Consider the following 26,906-nt stretch of genomic DNA (forward strand, 5'->3'; position numbering starts at 1 on the left):
CAATGCCGCACATTTTGATCGTCGAAGACGAAACCATTATCCGCTCTGCCTTGCGTCGCCTGCTTGAACGTAATCAGTACCAGGTCAGCGAAGCCGGCTCGGTGCAGGAAGCCCAAGAGCGATTCAGCATTCCCACGTTCGACCTGATTGTCAGTGACCTGCGCCTGCCAGGCGCCCCGGGCACCGAGCTGATCAAGCTGGGCCAGGGCACCCCGGTGCTGATCATGACCAGCTACGCCAGCCTGCGCTCGGCGGTGGACTCGATGAAGATGGGCGCGGTGGATTACATCGCCAAGCCTTTCGATCACGACGAGATGCTCCAGGCCGTGGCCCGCATCCTGCGTGACCGTGTGTCGGCCAGCAGCGCGCCTGCCGAGCCACGCCCCACCGGCAAGACCAGCGGCGCCGAAAAACCAGGTGCCAACAACAGCAATGGCGAGATCGGCATTATCGGCTCCTGCCCTCCGATGCAGGACTTGTACAGCAAGATCCGCAAGGTGGCGCCGACTGACTCCAATGTATTGATCCAGGGCGAGTCGGGCACCGGCAAAGAGCTGGTGGCCCGCGCCCTGCACAACCTGTCCAAGCGCGCCAAGGCGCCGATGATCTCGGTGAACTGCGCGGCGATCCCCGAATCCCTGATCGAGTCCGAGCTGTTCGGCCACGAGAAAGGTGCGTTCACCGGTGCGAGCGCCGGGCGTGCGGGCCTGGTGGAGGCCGCGGACGGCGGCACCTTGTTCCTTGATGAAATTGGCGAGTTGCCCCTGGAAGCACAGGCGCGTTTGCTGCGCGTGCTGCAGGAAGGCGAAATTCGCCGGGTCGGCTCGGTGCAATCGCAGAAGGTCGATGTTCGATTGATCGCGGCGACACACCGAGACCTGAAGAGCCTGGCCAAGATCGGCCAGTTCCGTGAGGACTTGTATTACCGCCTGCATGTCATCGCGCTCAAACTGCCGGCCCTGCGCGAGCGTGGCGCCGACGTCAACGAAATCGCCAACGCGTTCCTGTTGCGCCAAGGCGCACGCATTGACCGCACCGACCTGAAGTTTGCCGCGGACGCCGAACAGGCGATCCGTCACTACTCGTGGCCAGGGAACGTGCGTGAGCTGGAGAACGCCGTCGAGCGTGCCGTGATTCTGTCGGAGAGCCCGGAGATCTCGGCCGAGTTGCTGGGCATCGACATTGAGCTCAGCGACCTGGATGACGACGACTTCATTGGCCTGGCCCCGCAGCAGGGCGGCGGTAGCAATACCAGCCATGAGCCGACGGAAGATTTGTCACTGGAAGACTACTTCCAGCACTTCGTGCTCGAGCATCAGGACCATATGACCGAGACAGAGCTGGCACGCAAGCTGGGCGTGAGTCGCAAATGCCTGTGGGAACGGCGTCAGCGCCTGGGCATTCCGCGGCGCAAGACCGGGGTGGCCAGCGAAAGCTGAGGGTGCAGCCCCACAGGTAACACCTGCTGATGTGAAAAAACTGTTACCGCTGACTTTTCACGTAACAAAAGCCGGGGCTTACGGTAACGAAGCCCCGGCTTTTTTTTGGCCCTCAATCTGGCCAAACCAGCCCAACCCCCCGGTTTTGCTGGACGGCGCAAAAGTTGGCACGCACCCTGCTATATGCTTAGTACAAAAACAATAACAAGCTTTGTACAAGACAATAAAAATAAGACGAATCGACTCACGCATAACAAAAACAACACGGCGGAGGCGCAGCTAACTGATTCTTTTGGAGAGGCGTTGCATTTGGGGCTTGCCCCGCAACCAGGCCGAGAACAACAAAAACTGCCCTAAGGCAGAGCCTGAACTGGTTGGATCGTAGATCAGCAACACAGCGACCAAAGCAATCCGTTTGCTCTTGGCTCCCGATTGGGAGTGTCATGAAGGTGAAGCTTCGTGGCGAGGGCGATCAACAAAAACAAGAAGCCCGACATCAATAATAAAAATAGAGCACGCAACTACTTCTGGGGGAGCTTCGGCTCCCCTTGTAGTTTCCGGGATTTGACCTGCAAACGCTTATGGCGCAATGCCTTTAGCTTGTTCCTACACCATCCCCTGACTAAATGCTAGAATCCCCGCCCATCATGCGGTCATTCTTCGTTATGGCCGAACATTCCTTCAAACAGTGCATCCCATGCTGAAGAAGTTGTTCCAGTCATTCCGTTCTCCCTTGCGTCGAACGCAACACAAACGCAGCACGCCTGAAGTGCTCAATAGCAGCCAGCATTCGCTGCAGCGCGCTCAATTCAGCCGTTATGCAGTGAACATCGTCGAACGTTTGCAGAACGCCGGCTACCAGGCCTACCTGGTGGGTGGTTGCGTACGCGACATGTTGCTCAACATCACGCCCAAGGATTTCGACGTCGCCACCAGCGCCACGCCTGAACAAGTGCGCGCCGAGTTTCGTAATGCACGAATCATCGGCCGGCGCTTCAAGCTGGTGCATATCCACTTTGGTCGCGAAATCATCGAGGTCGCGACCTTCCGCGCCGGTCACCCGCAAAACGATGAAGAGGAGGACACTAACCAGTCTTCCCGTAACGAAAGCGGGCGCATCCTGCGCGATAACGTGTATGGCACTCTGGAAGAGGACGCGCAACGTCGCGACTTCACCATCAACGCCTTGTATTACGACCCGGTCAGCGAGCGCATCCTCGATTACGCCAACGGCGTACACGACATTCGCAACAACCTGATCCGGCTGATCGGCGACCCAACGCAGCGCTACCAGGAAGACCCGGTGCGCATGCTGCGTGCCGTGCGATTCGCCGCCAAGCTCAACTTCGGCATCGAAAAACACACCGCCGCGCCGATTCGCGAACTGGCGCCGATGCTGCGGGAAATCCCCTCGGCACGCCTGTTTGAAGAAGTGCTCAAGCTGTTCCTTTCGGGCTACGCCGCCGACACCTTTGAAATGCTGGTGGACCTGCAGTTGTTCGACCCCCTGTTCCCGGCCAGCGCCGAGGCCTTGGAGTACAACCCGACGTACACCCACACCTTGATCAGCGAAGCCTTGATCAACACCGACCTGCGCATCAAGCAGAACAAACCGGTGACCCCGGCATTCCTGTTTGCCGCCTTGTTGTGGCCGGCCCTGCCCAAACGCGTACTGCGCCTGCAGGACCGTGGCATGCCGCCGATCCCAGCCATGCAGGAAGCGGCTCACGAGCTGATCGCCGAACAGTGCCAACGCATCGCCATCCCCAAACGTTTCACCATGCCGATCCGCGAAATCTGGGACATGCAGGAGCGCCTGCCACGCCGCAGCGGCAAACGCGCCGATCTGTTGCTGGACAACCCGCGTTTCCGTGCCGGCTACGACTTCCTGCTGCTACGTGAAAGCGCGGGCGAGCAGACCGATGGCCTGGGCGAATGGTGGACCGATTATCAGGACGCCAATGACAGCCAGCGCCGCGAAATGATTCGCGAGTTGGGCAGCAAAGGCGATAGCGCCGGCGAAGGGCCGAAAAAGCGTCGCCGTAGCGGCACCAAGCGTAAACGCAGCAGTGCCGATGCGTCGGGCGCTGCGGGCGAATAAACGTGGAACGTATCTACATCGGCATGGGCAGCAACCTGGCTGCCCCGCAACAACAATTGCGCAGCGCGGTCGAGGCGCTGGCGCAACTGCCTGGCACCCACCTCGCCGGTGTGTCCGCCTTCTATCAAAGCGACTCGTTGCTGCCAGGCCAACCGCGCTACACCAACGCCGTTGCGGCTCTGGACAGTCACCTGGCGCCATTGGACCTGCTTGATGCGCTGCAAGCCATCGAGAACGATCAGGGCCGCGAACGCCTGGAACGCTGGGGCCCGCGCACCTTGGACCTGGATATCCTGCTGTTCGGTGATCGCCTGATCGACGAGCCGCGCCTCAAGGTGCCGCACTACCAGATGCATCTGCGCGCGTTTGTGCTGTATCCGTTGGCTGAGTTGGCGCCTGCCGACCTGCAGCTACCTGACGGCCAGCGTTTGAGCGACCTGCTCACCGCCTGCCCGTTCGTCGGCCTGGAACGCCTCCCTCAAGAATGACTCGGTCAATGTGGGAGTTGGCTTGCCTGCGATGCTAGCGACACGGTGTATCAGCCACACCGAGGTGATGCCATCGCAGGCAAGCCAGCTCCCACATCAGATATTCAGTGCGCCCCCAACCTGTGCCCATCTTGCTGAATCGCGTCAGTAACAGCGGTAACACCGCCATCGTAACAATGCGGTAACACATCCAATTGACTTCCCGTGTCCTCCTCACGACTATAGGCGTCCCGCTGCCGCCAACCCGGCGCGACAGGGCGCAATCCAGGCCATATAAGCACTGCTTTCAAGACAGTGCGCCTGTATAAACGAAGACTCACGCGCGTTACTCGCTGTTTCCAAGCGCCTGAACGAGGACCCTTTCATGCCAGACATTACCCTGACCACCTTGCAGAGCCTCAAGCTCAAAGGTGAAAAAATCACCATGCTGACCTGCTATGACGCCACTTTCGCCCACGCCAGCTGCCAGGCTGGAGTCGAAGTGCTGCTGGTAGGCGACTCCCTGGGCATGGTTCTTCAAGGGAATGACAGCACGCTGCCTGTGACCACCGATGAACTCGCCTACCACACCGCCAGCGTCAAGCGTGGCAACGATGGCGCCTTTATCATCGCGGACCTGCCGTTCATGGGTTACGCCACCCTTGAGCAAACCTTCCTGAACGCCGGCAAGCTGATGCAGGCCGGCGCGCACATGATCAAAGTCGAAGGTGCCGTGTGGCTGGCCGAGTCGATCCGGCTGCTGGCCGAGCGCGGCGTGCCAGTGTGCGCACACATGGGCCTGACACCGCAGTCGGTGAATATCCTCGGTGGCTACAAAGTGCAGGGCCGCAATGAAGCCCAGGCCCGCCAGATGCGCGCCGATGCCATCGCCCTGGAACAGGCCGGTGCAGCGATGATTCTGCTGGAGTGCGTGCCTAGCGAACTGGCTGCCGAAATCACCCAGGCCGTCAAAGTGCCCGTGATCGGGATTGGCGCCGGTTCCGCCACCGACGGCCAAGTGCTGGTCCTGCACGACATGCTCGGCCTGTCGATCACCGGCCACGTGCCGAAGTTCGTGAAGAACTTCATGGCTGGCCAGGACAGCATCCACGCCGCCTTGAGCGCCTACGTCAGCGAAGTCAAAAACGTGACGTTCCCAGGCGTTGAACACGGATTCTCGGCATGAACACCGTTAAAACCGTCCGCGAACTGCGGGCTGCCGTAACCCACGCCCGCAGCGCCGGCAAGCGCATCGGCTTTGTACCCACCATGGGCAACCTGCACAGCGGCCACGCCACCCTGGTGACCAAGGCCGCGCAGCAAGCGGATTTCGTGGTGGCGAGCATTTTCGTCAATCCACTGCAATTCGGTGCTGGCGAAGACCTGGACAAATACCCGCGCACATTGGCCGCCGACCAGGAAAAGCTCCTGCAGGCCGGCTGCAACCTGCTGTTCGCGCCCACGGTCGAGGAAATTTACCCCGACGGCATGAACGGCCAGACCCGCGTCAGCGTGCCTCAGCTGTCCGAAGGCTTGTGCGGCGCCAGCCGCCCAGGGCACTTTGAAGGGGTGGCCACTGTGGTCAGCAAGCTGTTCAACATGGTCCAGCCGGACATGGCCGTATTTGGCCAGAAGGACTACCAGCAGTTGGCGGTGATCCGCGCCATGGTTCGCGACCTGAACATGCCGATCCAGATCATCGGCGAGCCCACCGTGCGCGCCGAGGACGGCCTCGCGCTGTCATCACGCAACGGTTACCTCTCCGAGGAGCAACGGGCGGTCGCGCCAGTGCTGTACCGCGCGCTCAGCCAGATCGCCACGGCCATCCAAGGCGGCAATCACGATTTTGCCAGGCTTCGCGCCGAGCACATCCAGCAGATTGAAGCCGCAGGGCTGCGCATGGACTACCTGGAAGTGCGCCAAGGCGTGCATCTGCGCCCGGCCACGGCTGAAGATCGTGATGTGGTGATCCTGGTCGCCGCTTATCTGGGGGCAACGCGCCTCATCGATAACCTGCACCTGAACCTCGCCTGACGCCCGCTTTCCCCTCAACCTGTTGCCCCGACGGCTGTGCCGGTATAAAAAAGTACCGGCCACAGCGCAGACAAAGCCAAGACATATCCACACGCTAGGTTTAATGTAACTGCCCTGCGCTATGGTTAGCGCTGTCTGGAACCCAATCCTTGCGATAAGACTGGATGTTCCGGGCTTTGAAATGTCCTAAAGGCAGTCCCCGTAATAAAAGGAAACCCGCAGCGATGGCGTACTACCGCACCCCTCATGACGTTACCGCGCTGCCCGCCTGGCAAGCGCTTGTTCAACATCGCCAAGCCATGCAGGATTTCAGCATGCGCGAGGCGTTCAATGCCGATCCTCAGCGTTTTTCCCAGTTCACCTTGAGCAGCTGCGGACTTTTCCTCGATTACTCGAAAAACCTGATCACCAGCGAAACCCGCGACCTGTTGGTGGGCCTGGCCAAGGAAGTCAATCTCAAGGCGGCGATCGACGCGCAGTACGCTGGCGAACCGGTCAACTCCTCCGAGGGCCGCCCTGCCCTGCACACCGCCCTGCGCCGCCCGGTGGGCGACAAGCTGTCGGTCAACGGCGTGAACATCATGCCGGACGTGCACAAGGTGCTGAACCAGATCACTGACCTGGTCGGCCGTATCCACGACGGCCTGTGGCGCGGCTACACCGAGAAGCCGATCACCGACGTGGTGAACATCGGTATCGGTGGCTCATTCCTCGGCCCGGAACTGGTCTCGGAGGCCTTGCTGTCCTACGCCCATAAAGGCGTGCGTTGCCACTACCTGGCGAACATCGACGGCAGCGAGTTCCACGAACTGACCATGAAGCTGCGCGCCGAGACCACGCTGTTTATCGTCTCGTCCAAATCCTTCAACACCCTGGAAACCCTGAAAAACGCCCAGGCCGCCCGCGCCTGGTACCTGGCCCAGGGGGGCTCGGAAGCCGAGCTGTATCGCCACTTCATCGCCGTCTCGAGCAACAATGCCGCGGCCGTGGCTTTCGGTATTCGCGAAGAAAACATCTTCCCAATGTGGGACTGGGTCGGTGGGCGCTACTCGCTGTGGTCTGCCATCGGCTTGCCAATTGCCCTGGCTATCGGCATGTCCAACTTCAAGGAACTGCTGTCGGGTGCCTACACCATGGATCAGCACTTCCTGAACGCGCCGTTCGAAGCCAACATGCCCGTGCTGCTGGGCTTGCTGGGGGTGTGGTACGGCAACTTCTGGGGTGCGCAGAGCCATGCGATCCTGCCGTACGACCATTACCTGCGTAACATCACCAAGCATTTGCAGCAGTTGGACATGGAATCCAATGGCAAGAGCGTGCGCCAGGACGGCACGCCAGTGTCCACCGATACCGGCCCGGTGATCTGGGGCGGCGTAGGCTGCAACGGCCAGCACGCTTACCACCAGTTGCTGCACCAAGGGACTCAATTGATCCCGGCCGACTTCATCGTGCCGATCGTCAGCTTCAACCCGGTCTCTGATCATCACCAGTGGCTGTACGCCAACTGCCTGTCCCAGAGCCAGGCGCTGATGCTCGGCAAGACCCGCAGCGAGGCCGAAACCGAGCTGCGTGAGAAGGGCCTGCCGGAAGCCGAAGTACAGAAGCTGGCACCGCACAAGGTGATCCCGGGTAACCGTCCGAGCAACACCCTGGTGGTCGAGCGCATCAGCCCGCGTCGCCTTGGCGCACTGGTGGCTATGTATGAACACAAGGTGTTCGTGCAGAGCGTGGTGTGGGGCATCAACGCCTTCGACCAATGGGGTGTTGAACTGGGCAAGGAGTTGGGCAAAGGCGTGTACAACCGCCTGACCGGCGCCGAAGAAACCTTGGCCGAAGATGCTTCGACCCAGGGCTTGATCAACTACTTCCGTGGTCGTCACCGCGGCTGAAGCCGTTCATTCAAGGCCAACGTGCGTTTGGACGTTGGCCTTGAACCCTCCCGCCCCAGGGTGCATCTTTATGACTTGTCGCAAAAACAAGAATAAGGAGCGCTCATGTTCGATATCAGCACCTTTCCCACCGCCGATGCCGTCCGCCGGGCTGCGCAACTCAGTCAAGAGGACTACCAGCGCCTCTATCGCCAATCCATCGACCAGCCAGACACCTTCTGGGCCGAACAGGCCAAGGGTTTTCTCGACTGGATAAAACCCTGGCACAACGTCCAGCAGTCAGACATCCACACCGGTGCCGCCCAATGGTTTGCCGGTGGCCAGTTGAACGTCAGCTACAACTGCATCGACCGGCACCTGGCGCAACGCGCCGATCAGCCGGCCTTCATCTGGGAAGGCGATGATCCGTCAAAATCCTGCACGATTACTTACCGTCAACTGCACCAAAACGTCAGCCGCCTGGCCAATGTGTTGAAAAGCCGTGGCGTGAACAAAGGTGATCGCGTTTGCATCTACATGCCGATGATCCCCGAGGCGGCCTACGCCATGCTGGCCTGCACGCGAATTGGCGCAGTGCACTCGGTGGTGTTTGGTGGTTTCTCTCCTGACGCCCTGCGCGACCGCATCCTCGACGCTGATTGCCGCACCGTGATCACCGCCGACGAGGGCGTACGCGGTGGCAAGCCCGTGGCGTTGAAACAGAACGTCGACAAAGCCCTGGCCAGCTGTCCAAACGTCAGCACGGTACTGGTGGTGGAGCGCACCGGGGCGGGCGTGAATTGGCACGAGGGCCGCGACCTCAAGTACCAAGCTGCCCTGGACGCCGCCAGCGACAACTGCCCACCCGAGCCGATGGACGCCGAAGACCCGCTGTTCATCCTCTATACCTCCGGCAGCACCGGCAAACCCAAAGGCGTGTTGCACACCACCGCTGGCTACCTGCTGCAAGCGGCGATGACCTTCAAGTACGTGCTCGATTACCAGGAAGGCGAAGTGTTCTGGTGCACCGCCGACGTGGGCTGGGTCACCGGCCACAGCTATATCGTCTACGGCCCGCTGGCCAATGGCGCCACCTCGCTGATGTTCGAAGGCGTGCCGAGTTATCCGGACAGTTCGCGCTTCTGGCAGGTCATCGATAAACACCAGGTAAATATCTTCTACACAGCACCCACCGCCCTGCGCGCGCTGATGCGAGAAGGTCACGGCCCGCTGCAGAGTACATCCCGCGCCAGCCTGCGCCTGCTGGGCAGCGTGGGCGAGCCGATCAATCCGGAAGCCTGGGACTGGTATTTCAACGCCGTCGGCGAACAGCGCTGCCCGATTGTCGATACCTGGTGGCAGACCGAAACCGGCGGCATCATGCTCAGCCCGCTGGTCAGCGCCCAGCGCATCAAACCGGGCTGCGCGACACAGCCCATGTTCGGCGTACAACCGGTGTTGCTCGATGAACAGGGCAAGGAAATCAGTGGCGCCGGCAGTGGTGTACTCGCCATCAGATCAAGCTGGCCGGGGCAGATTCGCAGCGTCTACGGCGACCCGCAGCGCATGATCGACACCTACTTCAAGCCCTACCCCGGCTACTACTTCACCGGGGATGGCGCACGGCGCGATGAAGACGGCGACTACTGGATCACCGGGCGGATCGACGATGTGATCAACGTGTCCGGCCATCGCATCGGCACCGCCGAGGTGGAAAGTGCGCTGGTGCTGCATGATCAGGTCGCCGAAGCCGCCGTGGTGGGCTACCCCCACGACGTCAAGGGCCAGGGCATCTACGCCTTTGTCACCCCCATGAATGGCGTCGAACCCAGCGACGCGTTGAAAAAGCACCTGCTGGAGTTGGTCAGCAAGGAGATTGGCAGCTTCGCCAAACCGGAATTGATCCAATGGGCCCCTGCCCTGCCGAAAACCCGCTCCGGCAAGATCATGCGGCGCATCTTGCGCAAGATCGCCTGTAACGAACTGGACAGCCTGGGCGACACCTCGACCCTGGCCGACCCCAGCGTGGTGGGCGGTTTGATCGACAAACGCCTCAACCGATAGCGCCAGGATTATCCCCGGCCTGTGCAGGCCGGGGTTAGCTGTTAAACTTCGCGCCCCATTTTTCTTATTCATCTACCAGCAAGGCGCGCTCCATGACTCCCTTGAATCAGGCGCTGCGCGCCGCCCTCGATCACCGCCAAGACCTGATCAACACGCTGCACGCCCAGGGTACGGACTGCTATCGGCTGTTTCACGGCAGCCAGGAAGGCGCCGGCGGCTTGACCATCGACCGCTACGGTCCGCAATTGCTGGTACAAAGCTTCCACCAGTCCCTGGAAACCGCGGACCTGCTGGACCTGCACCAACTGATCAACCAATACATGGGCCTGGAATTGTTGCTGGTGTACAACGACCGTGCCCGCGGCAACTCGCGCATCGACCGCGAAGACACGGTGTACCGCGCGGAGCCTGGCGCATTGGAAGACCTGGTCGGCCACGAGTGGGGCCTCAACTACCGTGTGCGTGGGCGCCACGCCGGGCAAGACCCACTGCTGTTCCTCGACCTGCGCAACACCCGGGGCTGGGTCAAGGACCACAGCGCCGGCAAAAGCGTGCTGAACCTGTTCGCCTATACCTGCGGTGTAGGTTTGAGCGCGGCAGCGGGCGGCGCACGCGAGGTGTGCAACCTGGATTTTGCCGAGGGCAACCTGGCAGTAGGGCGTGAAAACGGCCAGCTCAACCCGCAGTTGCCGAGCATGGAGTTTGTACAGTCCGATTACTTCCCGGCCATTCGCCAACTGGCGGGCCTGCCGATCACCCAGCGTCGCGGGCAGAAACTGCCGAGCTATCCACGCCTGGAGCAGCGCCAGTACGACCTGATACTGCTCGATCCTCCCGCTTGGGCCAAGAGCGCTTTCGGCACTGTCGACCTGTTGCGCGACTATCAAAGCCTGCTCAAACCCGCACTGCTGGCCACCGCCGACAATGGCGTGCTGATTTGCTGCAACAACCTGGCAAAGGTCAGCATGGAGGACTGGCGTGAACAGGTGCTGCGCTGCGCAGAAAAAGCCGGGCGCCCGGTGCGCGAATGGCAGGTTATGACACCCGGAGCCGACTTTCCCTCCAGGGACCAACAGCCTCCGCTGAAGACGCTGATCCTGCATTTGTAGGAAGTTTCCCAGCGCCCACGGTTCTTCGGAACCGAATTCCCGTGCCATACTCCAAGGCACTCTCGTTCGACATAGATGGCGTTCACCCATGCCCAAAGGATTGATCCGCGCCGTAGGCGCCTTGTTGACCGCCCTTGCTTTGTACAGCTTGCTGGGCTTTCTGATATTACCCGGCATCGCCCTTCGCATTGCCAACCAACAGTTGGCCAATTACGCCACGGTGCCGTCGCGAATCGAGCGCATCGAGCTCAACCCCTTCAGCCTGGAACTGACGCTGTGGGGCCTGAAGATCGGTGAGCCAGGCAAAGAGCAAGTAGGTTTCGAACGCCTCTACGCCAACCTGCAGATCGACAGCCTCTGGACCCGCGCCCTGCACCTGGCCGACGTGCAACTGGACAAGCCCAAGACCGAACTGCTGTTCGACAAGTCCGGCCAACTGAACCTGGCGCAGTTGTTCAAACTGCCACCGAGCGAGCCAACCCCGGACGATCCCGATGCCAAGCCGTTCCCACTGCGTATCGACAGCATCAAGCTGGCCGGTGGTAACCTGCATTTCCAGGACCTGCGCCCCAGCGAGCCCATCGAATTCCTCTACGACGAACTCGACTTCGAGCTGAAAAACCTCAGCACCTTGCCCGACGACAATGCCGACATGACCCTGGTTGCTGCCGGCCCCGAAGGCGGGCAGATCGACTGGAAAGGCAACTTCAGCCTGGTACCGATCACCTCCGAAGGCACCTTGAAGGTTACCGACGGCAAGATGAAAGCCTGGTGGCCGTATGTGCGTGACGCCCTGCCACTGGTGCTGGAAGACGGGGTGCTCAACTTCAGCACTGACTACAAATTCAGCCTGGCCAAAGAGACCGAGCTGAACCTGACCAACACCGCCGCCAGCATCGCCCCCTTTGCGATCAAGGCCCCCGATGGTCGGCCACTGGCACGCCTGGAGCGCCTGGACGTCAGCGAAACCACGGTAGACCTGGCCAAGCAGCAGGTCATTGTCGGCAAGATCCGCAGCAACAAGCTGGAAACCTGGGCCGCCCGTGAGGCCGATGGTCAACTGGATTGGCAGAAGCTGTTCGCCAGCCAACCGAGCAAACCGGCCAAGACTCCGGAACCAACCGCTGCCGACGCGCCGTCGGCACAACCGGCGGCCCCGAGCAAGCCGTGGCAAGTGCTGCTCAAGGACGTGCAACTGCGTAACTATCAGGTGCACCTGGCCGACCGCCAGGCTAAACCTGCGGTCGCGCTGGAACTGGGCCCGTTGAATGTCGACGTACAGAACTTCGACAGCCTCAATCAGAGCCCCTTCGCCTTGAAGGTCGACACCGGCCTGGGTAAGCAAGGCAAGATCCAGGCAACCGGCGAGGTTAACCTCAACCCGGTCAGTGCCAAGCTGAAAGTGAACACCCAGGACATCGACCTGCGGGTCGCCCAGGCCTATATCAGCCCGTTTATTCGCCTGGAATTGCGCAGCGGCATGCTGGGCAGCAACCTGGACGTAAACCTCAAAAGCACCGAGCCATTGGCCCTCCAGGTCACCGGCCGCGCCCAGGTTGACCAGTTGCATACCCTGGACACCCTGAAGACCCGCGACTTCCTCAAATGGCAGCGCCTGGTGTTGGAAGGCCTGAACTACCAGCACGGCCAAAGCCTGTCGATCGACAAGGTCAATCTGTTGCAGCCGTATGCGCGCTTCATGATCAACGAAGATCGCACCACTAACATCGACGACCTGCTGATTCCGCAGCCGGCCGACAGCGGCAGCAAGTCGGCAGCCAAACCTGCCGCCAGTAACGACAAGCCCCTGGGCATTCATATCGGGCAGATCGCGATCAACGACGGTTCGGCCAACTTTGCCGACTTCAGCCTCACCCCCAACTTTGCCACCGCGATTCAACAGCTCAACGGCCAGATTGGCACCATCGACAGTCGCCAGGCCAAACCGGCCAGCGTCGATATCAAAGGCAAGGTGGACCGTTACGCGCCAGTGACGATCAAAGGCAGCGTGAACCCGTTTGATCCGATGGCCGCGCTGGACATCGCCACCAGCTTCAAGCGTGTCGAGCTGACCAACCTGACGCCTTACTCAGGTAAATTCGCAGGCTTCCGCATCCGCAAGGGCCGCCTGAATCTCGATCTGCACTACGTGATCACCAAAGGCCAATTGAAGGCTGAAAACAAAGTGGTGGTCGAGCAACTGCAGTTGGGTGAAAAAGTCGACAGCTCTGATGCCGTCGACTTACCGATTCGCCTGGCTGTCGCCCTGCTCAAGGACTCCGACGGCAAGATCTCCATCGAACTGCCGGTAAGCGGCGACCTGAACAACCCGCAATTCAGCGTGATGCCGATTGTATGGCAGACCCTGCGCAACCTCGTGGTGCGCGCGGCAACCGCGCCCTTCAAGTTCATTGGTGGGCTGGTCACTGGTGGCGGCTCTGAAGACTTGGGCAATGTGTCGTTCGCCGCAGGCTCCAGTGAACTGAACAAAGACGCCGAAGGCGCCCTGAACACCCTGGCCAAGGCGCTGAAAGAACGCCCTGCCCTGCGTCTGGAAATTGAAGGCACAGCCGCCGCCAGCAGCGACGGGCCGTTCCTGGCCGCACAGCGACTGGAACGTGAATACCAATACAACTATTACAAGATCCTCCAGCGCCGTGGCGACAAAGTCCCGGCCCAGGCCTCGTTGCTTGAGGTGCCGGAGAAGGAAAAAGCACCATTGCTGGAAGGCATCTACCGCACCCGCCTCAAACAGCAACCCCCGGCCGAATGGAAAGACCTGGGCAGCGATGAGCGCTCGGCGAAGCTCAAGGACGGTGTGATTAAGTTCTGGAGTGGCAGTGACGTGCTACTGCGCCAGTTGGGGCAGGACCGAGCCAGCACGATCAAGGATTACCTGGTAGACAAGGGCCAGTTGGAAGATGACCGCGTGTACTTCATTGATGCGCAGTTGGGGCAGGCCGAGAAAGATGGCCGGGTGATCACTCCAATGCACTTGGACGCTGAGTAACTTCTAAGCACCGCCCATCCTAATGTGGGAGCTGGCTTGCCTGCGATAGCATCACCTCGGTGCAACTGAATGACCGAGGTGCCAGCATCGCAGGCAAGCCAGCTCCCACATTTTTTTGGCCTGATCATCCTGTTTCAGCCTGAAATAGAACAGGCCCCGACACAAGTATATTCCCCCCGTTTGGGAATACATAGTTAGGGCCTTTTAATTGTTTTCTACATCAAAACCCCCCTCCAGGGGTATTTTTTTGCTCTGTGAAAGCAAAAGCCATACCTTGATCTAGCATGGTATGTAGGCACAGCTCAGTCCGATGTAACTCAAAAGCACCATGAAAAGTGGAAACCTACCTACTCATTGCACACACAAATGGCGAGCCGGATTTAGCCTCAACATCGCTGGCCGCAATATCCGTCATACCCATTCCAATTGTTGATAGCGTCTGCATTCTGATTGGCTCGTATCACACGACCCCATTGATTGGAGCAGCACCATGTCTACCGGATACTATCTGGCGTGCCTCGAAACCTACCGCTATGTTTGGATTGGCACGATTGCCGAGACAATGTCCGCAGTTGGTGTCGACTCTGAACGGGTATCTAGTTTCTGTTTGATGCATCGCGGCAAAGCGCTCATTGTGGTCAGCGAGGCGCATCAGGTTATTGAAGAGGGTCAAGAATGGGGAGGGTGACAGGCACAATTTGCAAATAGGGGGAGGTCTCATGTTTGTGACAGTCAAAGCGCGCGTCTATACAGATGCCACAGGCGTCTACACGGAACTTCCGGCGCTTCTCACGCCTGGTGGAGTGTTGGCTCCGTTGCTCGACTATTGCCTTTATCGCAGCCACGACCGCAGCCTGGCGTGGATGACCAAGGTGGCCCGCTCAGTTCGGATTTTTCTCGAATACCTACAAATTAATCCCGAAAAACGCGACACCTACAGGTTCTTTCAAAATTTCGCTCAGCGCCTATACACAGGGACATTCGACCGGGAGACGGGTCTAGATCCAAGCGAACTTTGCTGGGCTCCGCGATCTCCTCAAGATGCTTCGCACATCATCACTCACCTTACTGACTTCTTCGACTGGTTCGGCGAGATGTGCCCCGAGGCAGCAAGGGTGAATCCACGATATGCGGGCGACACCTTCGATCGTCAGGTTGAAGAGGCGGCTTACCAGCACCGACGTAGTAGGGCTTTTCTTGGCTACACTTGGGCGTCAAACGCATCCCCCCTCGAGACCGGACACCGTGTGCGAAGCAGACTTCTGCCCAAAGTCGAAAAAACCGAACCGCCAGCTTTCCCGGACGAGCGCTTTGAGGAACTATTGTACAAGGGGTTCCGCGTTGGCGGACGCTACGACTATCGCGGAATGCTCATCACCTTATTGCTCCACGGTGCAGGCTTCCGCGAATCGGAGCCTCTTCATCTTTATATTCCGGACGTGATCCCGGATCCCGCGGTCCAGAGTAAGGCGAAGGTCCTCATCCACCATCCTACCTACGGAGCCGCACCTGGGGATTGGCGAGATGAGCGGGGGCGATCACGTAACGGTAATCGAGCGGATTACCTTGCCCATCAGTTTGGTCTCGCTCCCCGCACTGACCTGATGAGCAGTCGTCATGCTGGCTGGAAAGGTGGTACGCATGATGGCCGCTACTACAAGGAGGCGTATTGGTTCCTGCCTGAGTATGGCGAGTGGTTTCTGAGCCTTTGGCACTGCTACCTAGAACAAGTGGTGCATGTCGAGCGCGACCACCCCTTCGCGTTCATTAACCTTAGTCGCGAGCCGGTTGGTGCTATGTACACGCTCACCCAGTACAACAAGGCGCATGCTGCCGCCTGCAGCCGCATTGGTCTCACAGTCGGGAAGGCACTAGGGACTACGCCACATGGTCACCGTCACGCCTATGGTCGCCGACTGAACAATGCCGGAATAGACAAAGCTCTCATACGCCGCTTCATGCATCACGCCTCGCTGGACAGCCAAGATGTCTACACACAGGCGAACAAGCGTGAGGTCCATGCGGCACTGGAAACAGCAGCGCATCTGCTGCGGGAGAAACACACAGTGACATTATCAATTTCTGACGCGTTGTTGCCCGGTATCGAACTCAAAGACTGAGTAGCTCTCATGGCTGACAAGAAAAAAAACGTAGCCGGCCCTCTCGCGATGTCCTCCAAAAGGATAGTCGGGGTTACACGTGAAACGGACGCTACGCTAGGCTGGGTGGAGCGTGATTACCCGCAACTGACCGTCTGGCGCAGCTTGGCTATTGATTGGCTAAAGGGCGAGATGACCGACTTAAGTTCCAAATTGAACGGATTGGTAGTGTTCTTGGAACGTTTTCTTATCCAGCAAAATCTGCCGCTCGATCCGGCGATAATTCTGGCGAGAGACACAGTTTTGCCTGACTTCTATCAGATAGCGTGCCCAGACTCTGAAAGAGGTGTTAGATACAACAACTATATCCACGCTTTTCTAAACTTCGTGCTATTGCGGAATTTCAGTGCGCTCGGGCACAACGATCAGTTGGTGGTCTCACCCGGCTTCCACAATCCTCTGACCCGGCTATCGTTCGTTGGTCTACGCAAACTCGATGAGAGCGTGCATTCACCGCTGCCCTATGGCTACATCGAGGAGTTGAGACAACTACTTGCCTCAGGACCGAATTTCACGGACTGGCGCTGGGCCCAAAGTGGGCTTAGCGAAGTAGGTGGGCTTTGCGGGCCCGGAGGGCCTGCCTGGTTCGAAGTTGCCGACGATCAAATTGATCGGAGCGACCCGGATTGCGTGTGGCGTGAGCGCTTTGTAAACAACCAAAGGCGTTTAGAAATGTGGAGCCCGGTCCGTTGGGTGGGACTGTTGGTCAAGCTTATCTTGCCGCTCCGAACCATACAGATCCGTATGCTCGACTCAGGCGAAGCTGATACTTTGCGCTATTCTGCGGGGACTTGGGAGGCGAACACTGGCCGACTCGCACAGGGTAGTGAACGTAGACCACTTCAACAGGGTGTGTTCCGCCACAGTGCCCCTCTCTCTGATGGCCAAGGGGTTCCGACGGTACTCTATATCAACACCAATAAGACTGCCGATAGAGGCAAGTTCGGTCCAGGAAAAGGATATTTGCTTCCCTGGGCATTCGGTGGTCCAGTGCATCAAGACGTGTACTATTGGCTCGAAAAACTGCGCAACTGGCAAGAAAAGTACAATCCTATCTTGCAGCGTACATCTTGGGCGAAGCTTGATAGCCGTCATATCAAAGCCAAGAGCGAGCTGCAATTGGCTGGTTATTCTGATGCTTGCTTTCTGTTCCGTATGGCGGAGGCGAGGGAGAGTGAACGTCATCTTCCATTGACCCAAGACTCGTTAGATAAACCTTGGTTTAACCTGCTTGAAGCACTAGAACTGCGGTTGATTAATCGTGGAGAGACCCATTGTAATGGGCAATCCATAAGATTTCTCCCTCTTCTGGAAGAGAGGAAAGTAACATCGAAAAAAACTCTATTCCCACTGCATAGCTTGCGAGTCTCACTCATCACCGCGCTTGCTCTGGAGGGGCAGGTGCCGTTCCCTATCCTTCAAAAGCTCGTAGGCCACAGCCGCCAACTAATGACTTTGTATTATACCAAGCCTGGGGCGACATATATCAGCGATGTATTACTTAAGGCAGTAGAACGACTGGAAGCAAATAAAGAAGCGAGCATTCAAAACTTTCTTCTGGATACCGAACATGGTGAGCTCTTAAAAAAAGCTATCTGCAACAGCGTGTCCAGTATTGCCGCAGCTATTCCTCAGCATCCGGCCGCACGTAACGCAGTCGGCTGGATGCCAATGCACCACGGACTCTGCTTGGTCGGCGGCAACACCAGTGAAGTCGAAGATAATAACTCGGTGGGCGGCTGCTACAACGGTGGCCCTCAAGTCGGTACACCTAGTTGGAAAAAATATAATCCCGTACCAGGCGGCAGCAGAAATTGCGTGCGTTGCCGCTGGTTCGTGACTGAGCCCCATCATCTGCCTGCACTGGCTGCCCACTTCAATACAATCGCCTACCACTTTGACGAGGCGCGCAATGCCTGTATTGCCCACGAAAAAGCTCTGCAAGACCTGAAAAAACAGAAAGCTGATGCAGAGGAAGAAAACCACCCATTTTTGCGAATAGACGTATACCGGCAGGCAGAGCGAGCGTGGGAAAAAAGCATAAAACGCTTCAGCGATCTTGCTGAGGACTTGGTAGCCTGCTGGCGTCTTATCGAACGCTGTAAGACAGCTCTTGATGCGCCTCTTGGCGATGGTACACAACTTGTTTCCGCAGGAACGTTAGGTGATGTACATATAGCCTTTGAAGAGACGGAGTCGGAGTTGCTCCAGCTAACGGGCGTGTGCGAAAGCGTTCAGGTTTACCCCGACCTAGAGCCGGGCAAGGCAGTGTTCCGTCGCAGTCAGTTGCTTGATGCTGTCCTTTATCGTGAGGAACTGGCACCCGTGTTCATGCTTTTAACCGAACAGGAGCAACTGCTCGCCGGTAATGCGTTCATGCGCCAGCTTGCGCAGAAAACGAACTCGGAAAATCCCATACTTGGCCAACGGCAAGTGATTCATTTGATCGATGCGGGCGTGAACCTCAGCCAACACTTTGGCTTGGACCTATCTTCTCTGCTACCAACGAGAAATGGCGTCCAGGCGGCCTTTGTCATGCATCAGGCCCTAGCGGGAGATAAAACATGAATGGCAAAACGGACATTCACCCGGACGCCGTACTGGAAGCTTTGCTCTCAAAGGGCGGGCGCTCGAACCGGCGCGCAAACCTGTCAAAGATGCACGACCTTTGCCGCAAGCAGTATGAAATTGACTCTCGAGACTTCTCGCTGCCAGCCATCGGTAGATTGGCTGAAGCCTGCAACATCATAAAGGGGCGAGTGCTTTATAACGCACAGTCGATGGACTATCGTGTTCTGATCGAAGCCTGGGGGGCCTACGCTGGCCCGCCCGCGCCTAAGCCGGCAACGATGCTAGCGAGCCACGAATATTTACTGCGTATTGACGATCCAGCCATTCGGTCCATCATGCAAACCATTATCGCCGAGCGGGACAAGCTTAAGGCACAACTCAACGTTCTGAAGGCAAACACGCAAGTGATTGTGGATCGGCGTCCAATGGGGGCAACTATTGCGGGCGCCTCTTCAGTGCAACCTGTTGCAGTGCTCACCCTTGCTGCGAAACTGACGCCATCTGAGCGTGAGGCCTTGGTAAACGCCGTATCGCCCGAACATTTGGAAAAATGTGGCCTAAGGGAAGGAAGTCACGGCGAAATTGTCAATGAGCGTGGGCGGACCTTGTTCGACGTGGGCTTTGCCAGGGCGATTCGCAAAATACTTGGCGACTGATCGCTCGGGGTAGCCGCGCCTAAAAGCTCATAAATAAATTATCAAGCCTCAGATGCCCACAGCTTCGGCGTAGGGTTTCCCTCCCGGAACATCCAATGCAACGTCGGCAAGCATTATTTGCACTTTCCGGGTAGCGGATAACTTAGCGTAACTTTGAGGGGGCCATCGGAATCGAACGTAAGCTTTTGCTATTGCTAGCCGAAAGCGTAGGGCTATGTCCCATCCACGGAACCAACCAACGTCAGGTAGCAAGTCCTCAAGGATATCTCTCGCGGTGTCGGATAACCGTGACTTAAGCAACCTGTCATGGATGACATCAAAGAGAATTTCAACTAAGCCTACTCCGCTGCTTTCTCCAGAGGAGAGCGCCATCGCGATCATAAAACAATTCAGCCTGTCTGATTTTTCTTCAGGAAGATCATTTGAAGCATTCTTGAAAGTTGAAATCCACAACGAAACTCCTGCTACCGCGACATCTGGAGCCAGCCACCCAAATAACTCAGCTAGTGCGTAAAGCTGGCTCGTACGGTCGACGTAGCGTAAAACATCGGACTGCAACATTACTGTGGGGCTTTGCTTAAGTTTATGCCACCAAGCGTCTGCTACACGGTTGGTTGCGATTCCCGTCGCCAATAAAATTTGTCCAGCCGTAACGGTGGGGAAATGCTCGAACGCCACCGTTGCCAAGGCATGGTCGTTTAAACGGAGTAACTTCGCCAACAGCGCGTCAACTCCGGCAAGCTCGCCAGGAATCAACGGTAGTAATTCAGCCAGCGCTGGGCTTTTCAGATCAAGCGCCCAATCTTCGAGCAAAAGCTTTGGAGTTACTCGCACTATCCGCTTACGAACGGGGAAGGAGGCGTACGTAAGTAGCCAAACCAAAGACTCTTGAGTTCCCCCAGTAAGAAGGTCAAATATCGATTTACCTATAGGATCGGCCCTGTCTACAGTGATCTCCACTAGTGAAAGCATCTCCTCCCGCCTCTCCGGCCACAGATCAGCAAGTTTTGAGACACCGGAATGCGTCGGCATTGGGAAGACAGTGTTTCCTGCGTCTGATAGCACCACTTCTAATAGTAGTGGTTGGGCTATTGGGGCCAGATTGCCATCCACGAGGTCTTGCTTCAGGCTCTTTGCATCATCTGAAGTAGAAAATGATTCGTTGACGATCTCTATCAAGCGCTTGCTTGAATCAGGATCCCCACAGATGTCGATGTTCCTAATCTCCACCAATGGCAGAAACGAGCCGCGCTGACGTCGAACGTCGCGCCCGTACCGCCATAGAAAAGGTCTTAGTGCCCCTGCTGCCCCCTCTTGAACATCAAGAGCAGCAGCCACCAACCAAGGCTCACCCTTCACGCTACTACGTGATCTTGCAGTACTGGTTTGAACCAGTTCTGCTGTGACGTCAAAGCGGATGGAACCGGTGGAACGCGGAGCTCTAGAAGCAGCAGTTTGGAAACGAAGGTTACGTCTTAATCTCGGCCATTGTTGGGACCAGACCGCGAAAAGTGGACAGTCCAGTTGACCAGGCAAGTCGACCTCCACCGATGTCGCGCCAGCAGCGTAAAGTGACAAGAGGAGTCGTTTGACGACAGTGTTGTCGATCAACTCTGGGATAGGCGCTGGGTGACTTATATCGATCGTTAACTGCCCACGATAAAAATCCTTATCAAACAACCCAGATGGGCGGATAGCAAAGGATTGCAATACTGACAAATCTTCAATCGATTCCAAAAGCGCTGGTTCGAGAAGAAGAGCATGCGTCCATACACATCCTGGCCGAGACATTTCGGGTGCTGGCCAAGTACGCATCAACACATAGCGGCCGATAGCCGGCACCGGTAGACCAGTCCAGTAGCCTTCCGACTGGTTGAAAATAGTCCCCGGAGCCAAGTCGCTAAGTTCAGTAAGAAGTGATGTTTCACTACCCAAGGGGAGCGAGGATGCGAGCAGCCTATGGCCGTCATCATAACCAAATAGACATTGATCGAATTTCATTCTGCCGCCGACATCAGCCATACGAGGGGAGCTGTTAAGTCGTGCCCTTCGCCATCATGCCCTACAATTTGAACACGCCGACTTGGTGCAATCTTCGTCGCACCGTCAACTGCAACGTCATCATCAAGGCGAACTCCTTGTGCCGAGACACCATAAACCTTGTGGGTAAATGACATGCCGTTGGTGCGAAGAAATTGGTCCACGAGTGGCATTGTTCTTGCCATCCACTGTTCAGGGGTACGCCCTTGATCTCGAACCAGATCCCATGCGGAAATCAACAAAGCTAGCTTGCGGGTACGGTAGGTGAATGGCGGGCGCAGGAGGTCGCTAAGTAACTGTACGATTCGAACCTGCGCAGGCAAAAATTTCGGTTCCCACTCTGGTGCAACGACAGGGGCATTCACATCCCCGGCCGCTTGCGGAGACTCTCCCGCTAAAACAGCCACCGCTGCTTCCTGTGGCAGTCTTGCATTCAGATCAATGATTGATAGGCCGTCTTCTTTGACATCGGCGTTGATGAAAAAGAGGATTCCATCCTCTGCATCGGCTTGTACGACGAACTCGGGCCTACACCGTCGTTCCTCAACCTGGAGGTCGAATATTTCCCCTGCCAAGTCAGGGAAGAGTGCCGTGCCCCGTGCACCGGTTACACGATCATGTAGATAGATCGTTACGTCCGTATCACCAATTTGAGATGTACGAGGGACTTTTTTAAAGTTACGCCAAGCATCGGCAATATTATTAAGGTAAGTAAAATCCCCTCGGTAGTGGTCCATCACAAGGCGGCACTCAGTTTCTCCTGACTCCACTAGATGCCACAGCGCTGCTAGGAAAGTAGTTTTACCAGACGCAGGTAATCCCATGATTACGAAACTAGCATTCATGACCTGCTTCCTCTCAACAAAAATCGATCAAACTCACTCACTAGTACGGGAAGTTCAGGCTCTTCCAAATGAGAGCTGGATGACGGCGAAATCCAACTCTGCAAAAGCCGATCCATCCCGCTGGCAGGGGCCACATTTCCATCCGGATCACGTGCCGCAGTACGAAATGTCGCTAACAGGAATTTGTCCTCTAGTAGTGCCGCCAGGTTAGCCTCAAACGCCGTCAACGCTTCTAAGGCGTCCGCCGCTCCATCTCCCATTAGCAAGTCGCATTTAGTGGTAACTAGCTGGATCCTCGTTTGAGGACCGATATCGCCAGAACCGACCAGTGCCCTAGCAATATTGCGAACGGAGGCAAATACCCCCGCGCGCATTCTTGGCTCAGCCACGCGCTGACCATCAACGATAAGTACAATTGCAGCAGCTTTCCGAATTTCTATCAGATTGGCGGCTAGCTCAGGTCTATCGCGCAACTCCCTATAAGTTTCCCCCGCACGCTCAGAAATTAGGAGGTCTGTGCGTTCCAGGCTGGCCTCATCTGAAACTGCAATATGGAAGAAAGCCAGCCCATCCTGAGCTGATGTTCGTGGGGTATCTGGGCGGTCTGCCCCATATTCTGCTCGAGACTGAAAGCTTTTCCTTTCAAAACCTTGAAGGCTCAGGCTGTGGGAAAAAAGCGTTTGTGCGAAAGGGCCACGTAAGAACTGCTCGTACAGTTGAGCGACTAGAGTTGTTTTACCCCCGTTTCGCTCTCCAACTACAGTGATAATCGAGGCATTTCGCCACCGTAGTAGTATTTCAGCATCCTCTATCGACAGCATGGAGGATGCAGGCAATAACTCCCAACGCTGATCTGAACTGGCAGCCTGCTCCGTCACCGACTGCTCGAAGACATCAATGTCTACGTCTACCTCTTCATTCTCATCTGTCACAGCAGCTGACCTAACAAATGTTCGCGATAGAGTTGATTTGCAAGCGCTAACGGCTCACTCACGATGGAGGCGTCCAGGCCGGTCTTGCTTGAGAAGCGTACGTGCCATGCTCCATTTCCCATAGTTTTGGCGAGATCAAGCGCGGTAGTGAATGGAGCTAGTCTGGGCGGTAACTTCGCCGAAGCGACTTCAAGACTCTCCAGATCTTCAGGGCTAAAACCGTCGATAACCTTGGAAAGCTCTATCGCTTGCGTCCCCTTCGATTTTTTGGACAAGCCGATTATTCTTTCAAGGATGGCTGGAGCGGCAACTGGACCTAAAAGCGAAACTGTAGTTAGGTTGCCTAGGTCGAAGGCGCCAATAACTGCAGCTTGGTGAGGAGTGAGCAAACTGAAACTACGCTCTACTGATCGACTATGGCCACTGAACAACCACCAAAGCATCTGACTTTCTTCACGGAGTAGGTCAATCTCTCGATCAAGCACCTTGAGGGCTTTTGAAGACTGCGTTGCCACTGTATTAGCTGATGACTGCGTCTCCGCCCTCATTTTACCGAGAGCTACCAACAATGCTGCCCAATCTCCCTCAACAATGCCTGCAATTTCTTCTTTCAACTTCGCGGTATACGTTGGGGTGAGATTCGTCTCCACGGCCTGCGGTTCTCGATTCGTTACTGATAAGCGCCCAAGTGCTTCTTTTGCGTCGCGAAGTAGCCATTCACACTCAGCAGGCTGTCGTAGCCCCATTACGCTGCCGGCAATGATCGCCAAAATCGCTTCGGAGCGGGCTTTCCCAACCAACTGCTCGAGAATCAGCGCAGCAAGCAATTTCGTTTCTCGCTCATTGTTGACGAGACTGAAGCTTGCATCCTCTTTAGCAAACTCGTCTCTGAACCAACCTAGATCGACATCAGGACTACCATAATAAGCGCCTACAAGGTCCAATATACCTGTTCCAACGACAGTAGAGACGATGCGATTCGCTGGCTCCTGTCGGGAACTGATTACTTGGGGGCTGGGTGCCAACGAAGCCTGTGCGTATCTGTCTGCAAACGTAAATTTAGCCATTACCGCTCCATTTATTCTTTTTCCGCGGCCGCTACGGCCCGTGCAAACTCTTCAAGCTTCCCGCGCTCATGTGCGCGAATAAATACGCGCCGAAAACGCTCGTGATCCGGCTGCCCCATGTCCTCGTCTTCGAGGAGCTCTAACCGCCCTGCAATTTCCGATTTTTTGCTGAATGACAGCCGATAGAAACGCAGTCCTAAATCTCGGATGGTATTCATGGCCTGGCCTTCCTCGATTAGCATCGTTGCAGCACCGATGCCCGAAATTGGCAATTCTGTTGGTGGAGCCGTCACCGGGATCACCTGAGGAGCATGCCACGGATCCAAGTCAACATAGTGCTCAAATACCGAAGAGTCCCTGTCCATCTTTGCTTGGAAGCCGCCAGGTGCCGTCTGCCAAACTCTGACATGGGCTTTGAGATGAAGCTTGCGCGCTTCAGGCTCACCGACTACAGACACCTCCAAGAAATTATATCCAGGCTCCCAACCGGCTTCTCTCCGGTCAGGGTGAGCCGCACTTGCAGTGAGACGCATGAAGTCTCGATTCATATCGATTCGGTTCGTATGTATATGACCAAAAATTTGTACAGGTGCGACATCGTTGAGATGGTCAGCGAGTTCGGCATTCTGCCGCAACCATGAAAGGTGATGGTGTGCGACCACCAGGTTCACGACTCCGGCCTCGCGTGTGATCTGCAAGCTTGCGCGGTCGACAAAGAGTTCGCCGGCCCGATCGTGACGACTCGATACCACGGCAGTATTCAATCCCCACAGCCGAAGGGTTGAGCCATCATTGAGTTGTAGATCGCGCGTCGCTCGAGTCCTTTCCGGCGGAAGGAGATCGCAAAGAAACTGAAATGCGAACTGATTGAAATTGTCTAGGCTCTGATAGAGCAAGCGACTGACAGCAGGGTTGCCCAAGTATTTGGCAATCTCGGCGGTTGGGTCGCTAGCCCTTTTTATTTGTCCGTGAATCAGCTGCACAAGGTCTTGGTCCGCCAATTCACGCACAACGTCGTGATTGCCAGGCACGACAAAGACTGATTGCATTGAGGATCCGCAAGCATCACAGAGTGTTCGAAGCCATTCCGTTGCGAATTCGAACTCATCTTGATCGCCGGCAAATGCGATATCACCCGATATGATAATCGCATCAGGCGCACCTAAGAGCTGGCTCTGGCGGACCACGTCACGAACCAATTCAGAACGCAGATGAAAATTTGGATCTTGTGCCGTAGATATTTCAGATTTACGAAAATGAATGTCCGAGAAATGAAGTATTAGCAAGGGCCCACTCCTTTGGTTTGTGTCCATCCTAATGGATCTCTGCGACAAGCGAAACTGACGGATCTGCTACACAAAATCGCGGATATCGCCAAGTCGGGGCCTGAAAAAGGTTACGTTCTGCCCTGGATCTTCGGTGGGTCAGTGTGTCAGGACGTCCTCTACTGCCTTTCCAGAGGTCGACTCCGACTCCATACGGCCAGAGAGGTTTTCTTCCTAAGCATGAAGGCTAGTCATTTTGAATAGAACCAGAATGTCTTGACTTTTCGTAGTCGAACTACCGCAATCTGTCCACACTCCATAAATCGTGGACACCTGCCGCATGGGCCAGATCTAAAAGTCAATAATTTTTTATTATAGAAACTCGGAATCGGGTAAGACAAGCAACCGCAAGCAAGCACTTTTTGAATAACCAAGGAAGAGCCATGCCTTGGGCAGATGCGGCAACGTCGGTAGCAGCATACATGCCTAAGGACGCAAAATTCAGCATCAATTTTAGCTGTACGACGTGTACAAACCAAGAAAAGGAAGAAAGTCAGGTGACCACATGGGATCTAGCCATTTTGAAAGACGCGGTGCGACACAAGTACGGAGTTGAACAGGAAGAAAAGCTCATTCCCCCGCTAAACTCAGTGGCTCAAAGGGGAGCATTCGCCAAATTTCACTATTTTGAGGCTAAACGTCTACTTGACGCTGCCACTGCAGCCCATGCGGACATGGGAGCAAAGATAGTGCTGATGCTGGGCAGTGATACGGCGAGTGTAGCTTTTCAGCAGGCTCGTTTTCATGCAGCTGCTCATGTCACTGCATGTGTCCAAAATATGCATTCAACCGCGGATACGCTCGCTCACGCTGTTTATTTCGCCTTAGGCATGAACACAAACCCGTCCCTTTGCATAAAACCTCGAGAGATTAATATTTGGAGTATAAAAGATAAAAATCCGGTCGAGCCTATCCGAAAACTGTTGAGCGAGCTTGTTGATCATGACGACTTCAGTTACCTCAACAAACTTAGCAACTATTCAAAGCATCGAAGTGTCGTCGACATCCCTTATTCAGTCGATGTCACAACAATTGATGCACCATCTGGACTCAAATTCGCCGAATTCGTATATGGGAACGTCAAGATTCCAAGTCGCTGGGCGCTGCCGTCATTGAATGCGGAGTACGGTCGTCAGTCCGCCCTAATAATTGAAATAGGACAAGCACTGAATTCGACCTTGATTGCATAGCCGACACGCTCTCGACGCCGTGGCTCGAA

The 26,906-nt window shown here is 56.4% G+C and carries 19 protein-coding genes; 14 read left to right on the forward strand and 5 right to left on the reverse strand.

Annotated features, from left to right (window positions below; all coding sequences use genetic code 11):
- Positions 1-2: 2 nt before the first annotated feature.
- From GIV35_RS07025 to gmtX, 13 genes are all read left to right on the forward strand, one after another.
- The gene (locus tag GIV35_RS07025; RefSeq protein ID WP_014719942.1) at positions 3-1,439 is read left to right on the forward strand and encodes a sigma-54-dependent transcriptional regulator; all 1,437 of its coding nucleotides are present in this window, start codon (positions 3-5) and stop codon (positions 1,437-1,439) included.
- Positions 1,440-2,136: 697 nt separating this feature from the next.
- A complete protein-coding gene (locus tag GIV35_RS07030; RefSeq protein WP_003194157.1) occupies positions 2,137-3,540 on the forward strand; it encodes a polynucleotide adenylyltransferase PcnB in 1,404 nt (467 codons plus the stop codon).
- A gap of 2 nt (positions 3,541-3,542) precedes the next feature.
- On the forward strand, positions 3,543-4,028 hold the full coding sequence (folK, locus tag GIV35_RS07035) for a 2-amino-4-hydroxy-6-hydroxymethyldihydropteridine diphosphokinase (RefSeq protein WP_236264320.1): 486 nt from the start codon (positions 3,543-3,545) through the stop codon (positions 4,026-4,028).
- A 364-nt stretch (positions 4,029-4,392) separates the two neighbouring features.
- On the forward strand, positions 4,393-5,193 hold the full coding sequence (panB, locus tag GIV35_RS07040) for a 3-methyl-2-oxobutanoate hydroxymethyltransferase (RefSeq protein WP_034127012.1): 801 nt from the start codon (positions 4,393-4,395) through the stop codon (positions 5,191-5,193).
- Entirely contained in the window at positions 5,190-6,041 is an 852-nt protein-coding gene (gene panC, locus GIV35_RS07045; protein WP_236264321.1) for a pantoate--beta-alanine ligase, read from the forward strand. Before panB ends, panC begins: the two co-directional genes overlap by 4 nt.
- 224 nt (positions 6,042-6,265) lie before the next feature.
- Positions 6,266-7,930: a glucose-6-phosphate isomerase gene (gene pgi / locus GIV35_RS07050; RefSeq protein ID WP_034127010.1), complete on the forward strand. Its 1,665-nt coding sequence runs from the start codon at positions 6,266-6,268 to the stop codon at positions 7,928-7,930.
- Positions 7,931-8,035: 105 nt separating this feature from the next.
- Positions 8,036-9,973, forward strand: coding sequence for an acetate--CoA ligase (gene acs / locus GIV35_RS07055; protein ID WP_236264322.1), 1,938 nt, complete (start codon positions 8,036-8,038; stop codon positions 9,971-9,973).
- A gap of 92 nt (positions 9,974-10,065) precedes the next feature.
- Positions 10,066-11,082 carry a class I SAM-dependent rRNA methyltransferase gene (locus GIV35_RS07060; protein ID WP_198715328.1) on the forward strand — a complete coding sequence of 339 codons (1,017 nt, stop codon included), beginning with the start codon at positions 10,066-10,068 and terminating at the stop codon, positions 11,080-11,082.
- A gap of 88 nt (positions 11,083-11,170) precedes the next feature.
- Positions 11,171-14,092: a DUF748 domain-containing protein gene (locus GIV35_RS07065; RefSeq protein WP_236264323.1), complete on the forward strand. Its 2,922-nt coding sequence runs from the start codon at positions 11,171-11,173 to the stop codon at positions 14,090-14,092.
- 490 nt (positions 14,093-14,582) lie between these two features.
- Positions 14,583-14,780 carry a hypothetical protein gene (locus GIV35_RS07070; protein ID WP_236264324.1) on the forward strand — a complete coding sequence of 66 codons (198 nt, stop codon included), beginning with the start codon at positions 14,583-14,585 and terminating at the stop codon, positions 14,778-14,780.
- A gap of 31 nt (positions 14,781-14,811) precedes the next feature.
- The gene (gmtY, locus tag GIV35_RS07075) at positions 14,812-16,212 is read left to right on the forward strand and encodes a gamma-mobile-trio recombinase GmtY (protein WP_236264325.1); all 1,401 of its coding nucleotides are present in this window, start codon (positions 14,812-14,814) and stop codon (positions 16,210-16,212) included.
- Positions 16,213-16,221: 9 nt separating this feature from the next.
- Positions 16,222-18,819 (forward strand): gamma-mobile-trio integrase GmtZ, encoded by a 2,598-nt coding sequence (gene gmtZ / locus GIV35_RS07080; RefSeq protein ID WP_236264326.1) that lies wholly within the window; start codon positions 16,222-16,224, stop codon positions 18,817-18,819.
- Positions 18,816-19,478 carry a gamma-mobile-trio protein GmtX gene (gene gmtX, locus GIV35_RS07085; RefSeq protein WP_236264327.1) on the forward strand — a complete coding sequence of 221 codons (663 nt, stop codon included), beginning with the start codon at positions 18,816-18,818 and terminating at the stop codon, positions 19,476-19,478. The genes gmtZ and gmtX overlap by 4 nt, the downstream gene beginning before the upstream one ends.
- Positions 19,479-19,526: 48 nt before the next feature.
- Here gmtX and GIV35_RS07090 read toward each other — a convergent pair whose 3' ends face one another.
- The 5 genes from GIV35_RS07090 to GIV35_RS07110 are packed head-to-tail and all read right to left on the reverse strand — an operon-like array spanning position 19,527 to position 25,648.
- The gene (locus tag GIV35_RS07090; RefSeq protein ID WP_236264328.1) at positions 19,527-21,479 is read right to left on the reverse strand and encodes a GAP1-N1 domain-containing protein; all 1,953 of its coding nucleotides are present in this window, start codon (positions 21,477-21,479) and stop codon (positions 19,527-19,529) included.
- Positions 21,476-22,363 (reverse strand): TRAFAC clade GTPase domain-containing protein, encoded by an 888-nt coding sequence (locus tag GIV35_RS07095; protein ID WP_236264329.1) that lies wholly within the window; start codon positions 22,361-22,363, stop codon positions 21,476-21,478. The genes GIV35_RS07090 and GIV35_RS07095 overlap by 4 nt, the downstream gene beginning before the upstream one ends.
- Entirely contained in the window at positions 22,360-23,295 is a 936-nt protein-coding gene (locus GIV35_RS07100; RefSeq protein WP_236264330.1) for a TRAFAC clade GTPase domain-containing protein, read from the reverse strand. The genes GIV35_RS07095 and GIV35_RS07100 overlap by 4 nt, the downstream gene beginning before the upstream one ends.
- Entirely contained in the window at positions 23,292-24,362 is a 1,071-nt protein-coding gene (locus GIV35_RS07105; protein ID WP_236264331.1) for a GTPase-associated system all-helical protein GASH, read from the reverse strand. The genes GIV35_RS07100 and GIV35_RS07105 overlap by 4 nt, the downstream gene beginning before the upstream one ends.
- A gap of 11 nt (positions 24,363-24,373) precedes the next feature.
- Positions 24,374-25,648, reverse strand: coding sequence for a metallophosphoesterase (locus tag GIV35_RS07110; RefSeq protein ID WP_236264332.1), 1,275 nt, complete (start codon positions 25,646-25,648; stop codon positions 24,374-24,376).
- A 422-nt stretch (positions 25,649-26,070) separates the two neighbouring features.
- Between GIV35_RS07110 and GIV35_RS07115 the strand changes: the two genes are divergently transcribed.
- Complete coding sequence (locus tag GIV35_RS07115; protein ID WP_236264333.1) at positions 26,071-26,877, forward strand: hypothetical protein; 807 nt, start codon at positions 26,071-26,073, stop codon at positions 26,875-26,877.
- Positions 26,878-26,906: the final 29 nt, after the last annotated feature.

It is taken from the genome of Pseudomonas sp. PA-1-6B (assembly GCF_021609545.1).
Classification (GTDB): domain Bacteria; phylum Pseudomonadota; class Gammaproteobacteria; order Pseudomonadales; family Pseudomonadaceae; genus Aquipseudomonas; species Aquipseudomonas fluorescens_BV.